Source organism: Inhella sp., from assembly GCF_027532025.1.
GTDB lineage: Bacteria > Pseudomonadota > Gammaproteobacteria > Burkholderiales > Burkholderiaceae_C > Inhella.
The window spans coordinates 22,012-31,984 of the sequence record NZ_JAPZSY010000054.1; the positions used below are offsets into that span (position 1 = coordinate 22,012).

Here is a 9,973-nt window from a genome sequence, read left to right on the forward strand (position 1 = left end):
GCCCATCGCATGACGGAAGGCATCCGTTGTCGAACTGCCTAAGCTTCCGTCCTTTCTTCGACTCCCTCGGAGCCTTTGATGTCCTTTTCCAGCACTCGCTTGCTCACGCCCCTGGCCGCCTGCCTGTTGGCTGCTCTTCCCTTGGCCTCTTTGGCGCACGGTCACATGAAGGCCAGCGCCAGCCTTACCGTGGGCGACACCCCGCTGATCCCACGCGCCGCGCTGTTCGGCAACCCGGTCAAGGCCGGGGCCCAGTTGAGCCCCAACGGCAAGTGGCTGTCATGGATGGCGCCGGTGAACGGCGTGATGAACGTGTGGGTGGCGCCTTCGGACAAGCCGGGCGAGGCCAAGGCCGTCACCGAGTCCAAGGACCGCCCCATCCCCGGCCATTTCTGGTCCGGCAACAGCGAGCAGGTGCTGTTCGTCAAGGACAACGCCGGCGATGAGAACTTCCGTCTCTACGGCGTCAACGTGGCCACGGGCGAACAAAAGGACTACACGCCCTTCGACAAGGTGCGCGTGCGCATGATGGGCGGCTCCACCACCCGCCTGGACGAGGTGCTGGTTGGCATCAACAACCGCGATCCGCGCTGGCACGACGTGCACCTGCTGAACCTGAAGACCGGCGAACTCAAGCTGGTGATGAAGGGCGACGGCTACGCCGGCTTCCAAGTGGACGACAGCCTGCAGGTGCGCCTGGCCGCCCGCCCCAACGCAGCTGGTGGCATCGACTACTTCGAGGTCAAAGACAACGCCGCGGCCGACAAGCCCTTCCTCAGCACCAGCTTGGAGGACAGCAGCACCGGCCCCATCGGCTTCACCACCGACGGCAAGACCCTGTACTGGATGGACTCGCGCGACCGCGACACCACCGCCGTCTTCGCCCAAGACACCCGCACCGGCGAGCGCAAGCTCATCGCCGAAGACCCGCGCGCCGACTTGGGCGCCACCCTGCGCGACCCCGTGACCGGCGTGGTGCAGGCCTACGCGGTGGACTACCTGACCAACGAGTGGAAGTTCCTCGACAAGCGCCTGAAGGCCGACTTCGACTGGCTGCAAAAGCAACTGGGCCCCGGCGAGGTCTTCGTTTCCAGCCGCACGCGGGCCGACGACAAGTGGATCGTCGGCATCGACCCCGTTTCCAAGGTCGCCGCCACCTACCTCTACGACCGCAAGGCCAAGAAGCTCAGCCCGCTGTACGTGGCCCGCCCGGAACTGCAGGGCGCACCGCTGGTGCCCATGCTCACCGCTGAAATCAAGGCCCGCGACGGCCTGACCCTGCCCAGCTACCTGACCCTGCCCAAGGGCGCCGACACCAACGGCGATGGCAAGGCCGACCAGCCCGTGCCCCTGGTGCTGCTCGTGCACGGCGGCCCCTGGGCGCGCGACGGCTACGGCTACAACGGCCAACATCAATGGCTGGCCAACCGCGGCTACGCCGTGCTGTCGGTCAACTTCCGCGCCTCCACGGGCTTTGGCAAGAAGTTCCTCAACGCCGGCAACCAGCAGTGGGGCCTGGCCATGCACAACGACCTGCTGGACGCCGTCGACTGGGCCGTGAAGCAAGGCGTCACCACGAAGGACAAGGTCGCCATCATGGGTGGCAGCTACGGTGGCTATGCCGCCTTGGCCGGCTTGACCTTCACGCCCACCACCTTCGCCTGCGCGGTGGACATCGTCGGCATCTCCAACCTGGAGACCGTGCTCGGCAGCATCCCCCCGTACTGGGAGGCCTTGAAGAAGCAGATGTACATCCGCATGGGCGACCCGACGACGGAGGAGGGACGTGCCATCCTGCGCGCCGCCTCGCCGCTGTACAAGGCCGACCAAATCGTGCGCCCCCTGCTCATTGGCCAAGGTGCGAATGACCCGCGCGTGAAGCAGGCCGAGAGCGACCAGATCGTCTCCGCCATGAAGGCGAAGAACATCCCCGTGACCTACGTGCTGTACCCCGACGAAGGCCACGGCTTCGCCAAGCCCAACAACCGCATCGGCTTCAACGCCATCACCGAGGCCTTCCTGGGCCAATGCCTCGGCGGCCGGGTGGAGCCCCTGGGCGAGACGGTGCGCCAGTCCACGGCGCAGATCGTGCATGGGGCCGAGCACCTACCCGGGCTGGTGGACGCGACGAAGAAGTGACCCGCTGAGCCCGAAAGAACCCATGACAAGGGGCCCCACGGGCCCCTTGTTCATGTGGCGTCGGTGGGGGCGCTCAGCGCATCACCACCAGCTGCACGCGGCGGTTCAAGCGCCGACCCTCGGCGCTGCGGTTGTCGGCCAGCGGGGCGGTTTCTCCATAGCTGATGGTGGCGATGCGGTGCAGCGGCATGCCCGCCAGCGCCAGGTGCTGGCGCACGGCATCGGCGCGCAGCAAACCCAACTGGTGGTTGTAGGCCGGGCTGCCGCTGGCATCGGTGTGGCCTTGGATTTCCAGGTAGACGGGCTTGTTGTCCGCCCGCAAGCGGTCCAACAAACGATTCAATTCGACTTGCGCGTCGGCACTCAGCTCGGCACGGCCGTGGGCAAACTTGATCTTGTCGTCGCTGAGCAGGGTGCTCATCGCAAAGCCCGGCTCGCGCACTTGGCCGGCAGCGGCCGCGCGGGCCTGGGCCTCTTGCTGCAAGGCGAGGATGCGCTCCTCGCTCCCCTTCACCCGGCCTTCCAAGCCTTTCAGGCCCTCATCCTGCGCATTCACGCGCTGCGACACCTCGCCCACTTGCGCCTGCACCGGCGCCACGCTCTCGCGCACGAAATCCTGGGTGGCGCACCCGCTCAGGGCCAAAGTGAACACCGCGCTCCAAACGACGACTTTCATCAGACTGACTCCGCCAACGAAAAACGCCCACCCTAGACCGCTCAGCCGACCGATTGCACCTGGATGTATCGCGCCCGGGCCCGCCGTTACAGCTGGGCACACTCGCACACGCCCGCACACCGAATGGCGGCACACTGGCGGCCTCCCTGCCTGCCTCGACTGCCATGCGCGCCATCGTCTGCACCCAATGGGGTCCGCCCGAGGACCTCGCCGTTCAAACCCTGCCCAGCCCCGCGCCCGGCCCCGGCCAAGTGCGCGTGAAGGTGCAAGCCGCGGGCGTGAACTTCCCCGACCTGCTCATCGTGCAGAAGAAGTACCAGCTGCAGCCGCCGCTGCCCTTCTCGCCGGGTGCCGAGTTGGCGGGCGTGGTGGACGCCGTGGGCGAAGGCGTGACGCACCTGCAAGTCGGCCAAGCGGTGGTCGGCTTCAGCGGCCTGGGCGCCTTTGCCGAAGAGGCCTTGGTGCCCGCCAACCAGCTCATGCCGCTGCCACCGGGGCTGGACCCGGCGCTGGCCGCGAGCTTCACCCTGGCCTACGGCACCAGCTGGCACGCGCTGCGCGACCGCGGCGCGCTGCAGCCGGGCGAGACCCTGCTGGTGCTGGGCGCCGCGGGCGGTGTGGGGCTGGCGGCGGTGGAGATCGCCAAGGCCATCGGCGCCAAGGTCATCGCCGCCGCCAGCAGCGACGAGAAACTGGCCGTGTGCACGGCGCACGGCGCCGATGCCGTCATCAACACGAGCACCGAGAACCTGCGCGATCGCCTCAAGACCCTGACCGAGGGCCGCGGCGTCGACGTGGTCTACGACGCCGTGGGTGGCGCGCTGGCCGAGCCCGCGCTGCGCGGCATGGCCTGGCGCGGCCGCTACCTCGTGGTGGGCTTTGCCAGCGGCGAGATCCCGGCCCTGCCCTTCAACCTGCTGCTGCTCAAAGGCACCAGTCTCGTGGGCGTGTTCTGGGGCGAGTGGTTGAAACGCGAGCCTCAGGCTTGGGGCGCGGGCTTGAAGGAGCTGATGGGCTGGCTGCGCGGTGGGCAGTTGCGCCCCTTGGTGAGCCGACGCTACGCGCTGGCCGAGACCCCGCAAGCCCTGAGCGACCTGGCCGAACGCCGCGTGGTGGGCAAGGTCGTGATCGAGCCCCAGCGCTGAGCCTGGCCGGCCAGAATGCCGGCCATGCCCTCCCACCCTTTGGCCCTTTCCCCCTTCGTGCGCGAGGCCGGCCTCGACGGCACGCCCGTCGTGCTGCTGCACTCCAGCGCCAGCTCGTCCAGCCAATGGCGCGCGCTGATGGAATCGCTCAGCGCCCAACACCGCGTGCTGGCGCCCGATCTGCGAGGCTGCGGCAAGTCCGCGCCCTGGCACTTCCAACGCCCCCTGCGCCTGGACGACGAAGTCGACGCACTGGCCGAGGTGTTCGAGCGCGCCGGCCCGCGCTTCCACCTGGTGGGCCATTCCTTCGGCGGCGCTGTGGCCCTGCGCGCCGCGCTGCGTCACGCCGACCGCCTGGCCTCGCTGACCCTCTTCGAGCCCGTGCTGTTCAGCCTGCTGATAGCCGCCGCCCCCGACAGCGAAGGCGCGCGCGAGATCGACGCCATCAGCCGCCACACCACACAGTTGCTGGACGCCGGCCAACTCGAGGCCGCCACCGAGGCCTTCGTCGACTACTGGATGGGCGCGGGTCGCTACGCCAGCACGCCCGAGGCCAAGCGCCCCAACCTGCAAGCCGGCCTGCCGGCCGTGAAGGGGCACTGGCAAGCGCTGTTCGGCGAGCCCACGCCGCTGAGCGCCTGGGCGAGCCTGCGCTGCGCCTGCCTGCTGATGACGGGCGAACGCTCCCGCGCCTCGGCCCTCGGCGTGGCCGCCCAGTTGCGCCAGGTGTTGCCCCGGCTGAGCACGGTGAACATCCCTGGCGCCGGCCACATGGCGCCCGTCACCCACCCCGATCCGGTGAACGCAGCCATCGCGGCTTTCATTGCCGGGCAGGACAAGGCCTGACGGGCTCAAGGCCACCAGCGTCACGGTGGGCGTGCTGAGCGCGATGGCCGTCGTTCCGGGCGGTCAACGAGGGGCGGCAGGGGGCTCTGGTTGAACGGGATCGTGATGCCCATGCCAGTTTCACGGTTTGGTGGAGCTCATCTACGTTTCTGGCAGAAATGTCTGGTGACTGATCTTTTCCCCTCTTTTGGCGGGTCGCTGGTGTGCCGGCTTGGGATGGGGAGTCGCGGCTGTGAAGAAGGCAGTCTTCTGCGGGATGTGTTCCGAGACAGCTTGCCAGGAGACAGGTGACAGGTGACAGCTGAGCACGCGAGCAGACGGTCGGCAGACCCATACGCCCTGCGCCACCGATGTGACCTCTATGGCGTGCCCTTGCGGATTTCGGCTTCGAGCTCCGGCGAGGCAATGTCGCTGAGGTCCCGAAACGCACGCGTGAGCGGGTCGATGAGCTGGCCATTGGCCCCGTGCTCTTCGAAGCACGTCTTCCACTGCCGCACCTCGCCCCAGACACGACGCATGATGCTCACTGCCATCGGACGATCGGGCACGAAGGCGGCGTAGTGGCTCAGGGCGTTGTCCAGGGTGGCGAGCTTGCCCTGCTCCCCGACCCCCAGGTGGAGCCGGCGCTCGCTGGCCAAGATGGGGCGCGGCACCACGTCGTACAGCGGACTGAGCATCCACCCACCCAGCCGCGGGTCGCGCACGAAGCCGTGGTTGCGCAGGTGGTCGTCGTCGTTGGTGACGAAGATGTTGAGCACCATGCGCGCAAACAGCTCCTGGGCGTTGGCCCGCACGGCTATCGGGTGGACGTAGCGGCGAATGGCGCGGCCCAGGTCGGCGTAGGCTTTGTCGGGCGATTCGAGCTCGCTGCAAGCCGCCAGCGTGAGACCGCTGACAAAGGGCAGCCGCCCTTCCACCCGACCGGCGCCTGGCCGGGTGTCCTGCAAGACGCCTTCCGGCAAGGGCTCGCCCGCGTTCACCCAGTAGCGGTCGAACCGCCGGATGAGCATGACCGGCCGCCCGCCCAGGTCCAGGTAGCGCACCTCGGGCACGGTCAGGCCGCAGCGCCGTGCGAGTTCCAAGGTGCAGGTTTCGGCCCGCGCCACGTCGAAGGTGTCGCCCTGGGCCGGAAACTTGGCCAACCAGAGCGCGCCGTCGTCGTCGCGCACCGCAGCCTTGGGCCGTGCACCTCCCGCTGAGGGCCCGGCGCCCAGGAAGTTTTCGAGGTTGGCCGGCACGGGGGCACCGTTCTCGACAGCCTCTGCGGCCTGCAGCACGTACTGCAGCGAATGCATGTCGCTGGCAGAAGGGCAATCGGGGCTCGTGCGCGCCTCCCGCACGTCCAGTGCGCCCACCCGGTCGCCGCCGGCGTGCAGGAGGTACTGCACCTCCAGCAAGCCATGGGCCGGTGCGTTCAGGCGCGCCTCGATGACCCGGCGTCCCCAGGCGTCGGGGGCGGCGTCGCGTAGGCCACCGAACTCCCCCAGCCCGTTGACCGGGAAGACCACCTTGCCCTTGATGCTCTGCGGGTCTCCGAAGGCCAGGCTGACGGGGTCCAGCTCGAAGGATTCTTTGCGCTCGAGGTAGCCGGTGCCGTAGGCGAACTCGCTGGCACGCTCGCGGTTCTGCACATTCGCGCCGTCGGTCTCCGTCATGCCCAGGATGCCCGAAGGCACGAACCGGTGCCCATCGCGATGCCCATCGGCTGTCCCGATGTGGCTGAAGACGTAGACCTCGGATTTTTTACGCGCCATCAGAAGTCCAGCCGCTCCAGCTCGGTCTTGCTCAAGGTGCGGACGCGCTGGGTGGTCTCGCGCGCGGCCAGCGCTTGCAGCGACGGGTCGTCTTCCCTTAGCAGCGACAGGAGGCTCACGCCGGGGGCAATCGCCTCCAGGTAGCGGAGGATTTGAGCCTGGGTGCGGCCGAGGTCCCCCTTCTCGAGCAGCACGGCCGTGGAGCGGGAGAGCCCGGCCCGCGTGGCGGCGTCGGCTTGCCGAATCCGCCGGGCCATGCGCAGGCGAGCCAGCTTCTCTCCGAGCTGGCGGGCCTCGTCCAGGCGCTCTGGGGTCATCAGGGGGTGTTCGTTGCGCTTCATGGCTGCAATCTCAGTCTCAAAAACTTTAGAGACCGCGATTGCGGACATTTTGCCTCGGGCCGTCAGCGCGTCAAGTTTGCAATCACGGTCGGCATGCCAGAAAGCCCCCGAGCCGTGCGTACACAGCGCTGACACGACCCAAAAACGAAAAAGCCCAACTCGGGAGAGTTGGGCTTTTTCGTTGAATACCTTGGTGGCCTGGGGCGGAATCGAACCACCGACACAAGGATTTTCAATCCTCTGCTCTACCGACTGAGCTACCGGGCCTGAGCCTCAGATTATATATCAGCCGAAAGGGCTGCCCCGCCGGTGGGCAGATACCAGATCAGAGACCGCGCTTGCCGCGGGTGAGATCCACACCCAATTGCTTGAGTTTGCGGTAGAGATGGGTGCGTTCCAGGCCGGTTTTTTCCGCCACGCGGGTCATGGAGCCGCCCTCTTTGGCCAAATGGAATTCGAAGTAGGCTTTTTCAAACTCGTCGCGTGCGTCGCGCAGCGGTTTCTCCAGCAGGAAACTCTGCGTGGCCTGGGGGCCGAGGTCCACCGGCGCGGGAAGGACACCGCCGGTCATCACGGCCTCCACGGTGAGTTCGGCGGCATGCGCTGCGGGGCTGCTGCTGTTCAGGACTGCGGGTTTTCGGGCTGCCGTCTTGGTCAGGCCCTGCTCCACCGCCTTGAGCAGTTTTTGCAGGGTGATGGGTTTTTCAAGAAACGCCATGGCGCCGATTTTGGTGGCCTCCACAGCGGTGTCGATGGTGGCATGGCCGCTCATCATGATGACGGGCATGGTGAGCAGGCCGCTGGAGGACCACTCCTTCAGCAGGGTCACACCGTCGGTGTCGGGCATCCAGATGTCGAGCAGCACCAGGTCTGGCCTGGAACGGCTGCGGGCGGCGCGGGCTTGTGCCGCATTTTCGGCAAGCTCGACCTGGTGCCCTTCGTCATTCAGAATTTCTGAGAGAAGGTCGCGTATGCCCAGTTCGTCGTCGACCACCAGAATATTTGCCATGATTGAATTGCTGCCTGCCTGTTGTTTGCGATGCCGTAATTTAGTTCGAGATCGAAGTGTTACTGAATGTGTTGTTATGCCACAACTGCAAATGATAACGACACTTGCGCTCCTTGCACCGCGCCGTCCACCACGCGGTTGGAAATATCAATACGCGCGCCGTGCTCGTCGGCGATTTTCTTGACCACCGCCAGCCCCAGCCCGGTGCCTTTGACCTTGGTGGTGACGTAAGGCTCGAAGGCGCGTTTAAGGATGTGTTCGGGAAAGCCGGTGCCGTTGTCGCGCACGCTCAGGCGGACACGTTTGGACGTGTCGGAATATTCGGTCTTGAGGGTGACGCGCCCGCCCTCCTTGCCTTCCTGGGCGTCCTGCGCGTTTTGCAGCAGGTTGTGGATGACCTGGCGCAGTTGCTGGGCGTCGCCCTGGATCGGCGGGGCCCGGGGGTCGAGCTCGGTGACGACAGGCACAGACGCTGCGGCATCGCTGCGCCGGCCGCCGTGGCCGTCGGCGTAGGGGTCACTCAGGTAGAGCTGCATCACGTCGCCGATCAGGGCGTTGAGGTCCACGGGCTTGAGTTCGGCGGCAGGCAGGCGCGCGTAATCGCGAAACTCGTTGACGAGCCGTTTCATGGCGTCGACCTGGTCGACGATGGTTTTCACGGACTTGGTGAGCAGCAACTGCTCGGTCTCGCCCACTTTGCCGGTGAGCTTCATTTCAAGCCGCTCGGCTGACAGCTGGATGGGCGTGAGCGGGTTCTTGATCTCGTGGGCCAGCCTGCGCGCCACCTCGCCCCAGGCCTGCGCGCGCTGCGCCGACACCATTTCAGAGACGTCGTCAAAAACCAGCAAAAACTCTTCGGTGCCCGGCATCTTGGCGCCGCGCGCGATCAGCGTGGTGGCGTTGTCGGGCGCGCCGGTCATGGCCGCATTGAGCTCAAACGACTGCTGCCAGTGCTCCAGCGCATGCGGGGCGTTGTCGCTCAGGTAATCGGCAAACTGCGTCTGCACGTCTTTGGCAAACGTGCCCAGCCCGGGCACTTCACCGAGCGACTTGCCATGGTAGGCCGCCAGCGGTGCACGCAGGATGCGCGTCGCGCCGGGGTTGCTCGACTGGATGCGGCCGCGCACATCCAGCACGATGACGCCGGCGGTGAGGTTGTCCAGGATGGTTTGCAGGTTGGCGCGCGCGGCGTCGACCTGGCTCATGCTTTGCTGCACGGCCGAGCGGGCGTCAGACAGCTGCTGCGTCATGTCGGCAAATGAGCGGGTCAGCCCGCCCAGCTCGTCCTTGCCTTGCAGGGCGGCCTTGGGTGTCAGGTCGCCCTGCGCCACCTGGCGCACGCCTTCGGCCAGCACCAGCAGCGGTTTGGCCAGCTGGTTGCCCAGCACCACCGCCAGCAGCACGGCGCCAAACACCGCCAGGAAAAGGCTGAGCGTGAGGGTGCCTATGTACATCTTGCGCAGGCCGCCGCGCGCCAGCGCCCGCTCCTGGTATTCGCGGTTGGCCTCCTGCACGGCGATGGCATTGGCCACCAGGCCTTCAGGTAACAACTGTGTGACCTGCAAATACCGGGAGTCCCCCAGCGCGCTCACGTTGGGGTTGTTCACCACGGCGATGGCCTTGATGCGCGGCGCGGTGCCGACATTGGCGGCGGGGCCGGTGGCGCCGCCCGCGGTCAACTCGCCATTGCCTGCCGACACCACCTCGTCCAGGCCTTCGATCTGCGTGACGACGCGCTGCGTGCGCGCGCTGCGCAGCTGCTGCACCGACGGGCGCTCCGGTTTGAGCAAAAACCGCGACTCACCAGCGCTGGCGATGACCTGGCCGGAGGGACTCCACAGGACCACGTCGCTGGCCTGCAGCTGGTCGCGCAGGCGCTCAAGCGCCAGGCCTGCCATGGCGTCGGGGGTCTCCGAGATCTGCGTGGCCGCCTGCCGCGTCTTGTTGCCCAGATCGGCCGCCAGGGTGTCCAGCGTGGCGCGGCCGAGGTTCAGGCCGGCCGCCAGCGCACCTTCGACTTCGACGTCAAACCAGCTTTCGATGGAGCGCGAGACGAACTGGTA

Annotated in this window: 8 protein-coding genes and 1 tRNA gene; 3 read left to right on the forward strand and 6 right to left on the reverse strand. The window is 67.0% G+C overall.

Annotated features, from left to right (window positions below; translation table 11 throughout):
* Positions 1-78 precede the first annotated feature (78 nt).
* On the forward strand, positions 79-2,139 hold the full coding sequence (locus O9335_RS08910; RefSeq protein WP_298386775.1) for a S9 family peptidase: 2,061 nt from the start codon (positions 79-81) through the stop codon (positions 2,137-2,139).
* A 73-nt stretch (positions 2,140-2,212) separates the two neighbouring features.
* On the opposite strand, the gene O9335_RS08915 is transcribed toward O9335_RS08910, so the two are convergent.
* A complete protein-coding gene (locus tag O9335_RS08915; RefSeq protein WP_298386777.1) occupies positions 2,213-2,815 on the reverse strand; it encodes an OmpA family protein in 603 nt (200 codons plus the stop codon).
* Positions 2,816-2,979: 164 nt separating this feature from the next.
* Here O9335_RS08915 and O9335_RS08920 point away from each other — a divergent pair, with 164 nt between their 5' ends.
* Both O9335_RS08920 and O9335_RS08925 read left to right on the forward strand, forming a co-directional pair.
* On the forward strand, positions 2,980-3,960 hold the full coding sequence (locus tag O9335_RS08920; protein WP_298386779.1) for an NADPH:quinone oxidoreductase family protein: 981 nt from the start codon (positions 2,980-2,982) through the stop codon (positions 3,958-3,960).
* Positions 3,961-3,984: 24 nt separating this feature from the next.
* Positions 3,985-4,806, forward strand: coding sequence for an alpha/beta hydrolase (locus tag O9335_RS08925; RefSeq protein WP_298386781.1), 822 nt, complete (start codon positions 3,985-3,987; stop codon positions 4,804-4,806).
* Between the two features lie 359 nt (positions 4,807-5,165).
* Here the strand turns inward: O9335_RS08925 and O9335_RS08930 are convergent, their stop codons facing one another.
* From O9335_RS08930 to O9335_RS08950, 5 genes are all read right to left on the reverse strand, one after another.
* Entirely contained in the window at positions 5,166-6,560 is a 1,395-nt protein-coding gene (locus O9335_RS08930) for a type II toxin-antitoxin system HipA family toxin (RefSeq protein ID WP_298386783.1), read from the reverse strand.
* Positions 6,560-6,901 carry a helix-turn-helix transcriptional regulator gene (locus O9335_RS08935; RefSeq protein WP_298386785.1) on the reverse strand — a complete coding sequence of 114 codons (342 nt, stop codon included), beginning with the start codon at positions 6,899-6,901 and terminating at the stop codon, positions 6,560-6,562. The genes O9335_RS08930 and O9335_RS08935 overlap by 1 nt, the downstream gene beginning before the upstream one ends.
* A 191-nt stretch (positions 6,902-7,092) precedes the next feature.
* A tRNA-Phe gene (locus O9335_RS08940) sits at positions 7,093-7,168 on the reverse strand.
* Positions 7,169-7,226: 58 nt separating this feature from the next.
* Complete coding sequence (locus O9335_RS08945; RefSeq protein WP_298386789.1) at positions 7,227-7,910, reverse strand: response regulator; 684 nt, start codon at positions 7,908-7,910, stop codon at positions 7,227-7,229.
* Positions 7,911-7,984: 74 nt separating this feature from the next.
* Positions 7,985-9,973: ATP-binding protein (locus tag O9335_RS08950; protein ID WP_298386792.1), on the reverse strand; the 1,989-nt coding region annotated here is incomplete at its 5' end.

What these genes read in the sequence shown, in the direction of transcription:
- O9335_RS08910 (WP_298386775.1), top strand. Translation starts at nt 79, where the DNA reads ATGTCCTTTTCCAGCACTCGCTTGCTCACGCCCCTGGCCGCCTGCCTG.
- O9335_RS08915 (WP_298386777.1), bottom strand. Translation starts at nt 2,815, where the DNA reads ATGAAAGTCGTCGTTTGGAGCGCGGTGTTCACTTTGGCCCTGAGCGGG.
- O9335_RS08920 (WP_298386779.1), top strand. Translation starts at nt 2,980, where the DNA reads ATGCGCGCCATCGTCTGCACCCAATGGGGTCCGCCCGAGGACCTCGCC.
- O9335_RS08925 (WP_298386781.1), top strand. Translation starts at nt 3,985, where the DNA reads ATGCCCTCCCACCCTTTGGCCCTTTCCCCCTTCGTGCGCGAGGCCGGC.
- O9335_RS08930 (WP_298386783.1), bottom strand. Translation starts at nt 6,560, where the DNA reads ATGGCGCGTAAAAAATCCGAGGTCTACGTCTTCAGCCACATCGGGACA.
- O9335_RS08935 (WP_298386785.1), bottom strand. Translation starts at nt 6,901, where the DNA reads ATGAAGCGCAACGAACACCCCCTGATGACCCCAGAGCGCCTGGACGAG.
- O9335_RS08945 (WP_298386789.1), bottom strand. Translation starts at nt 7,910, where the DNA reads ATGGCAAATATTCTGGTGGTCGACGACGAACTGGGCATACGCGACCTT.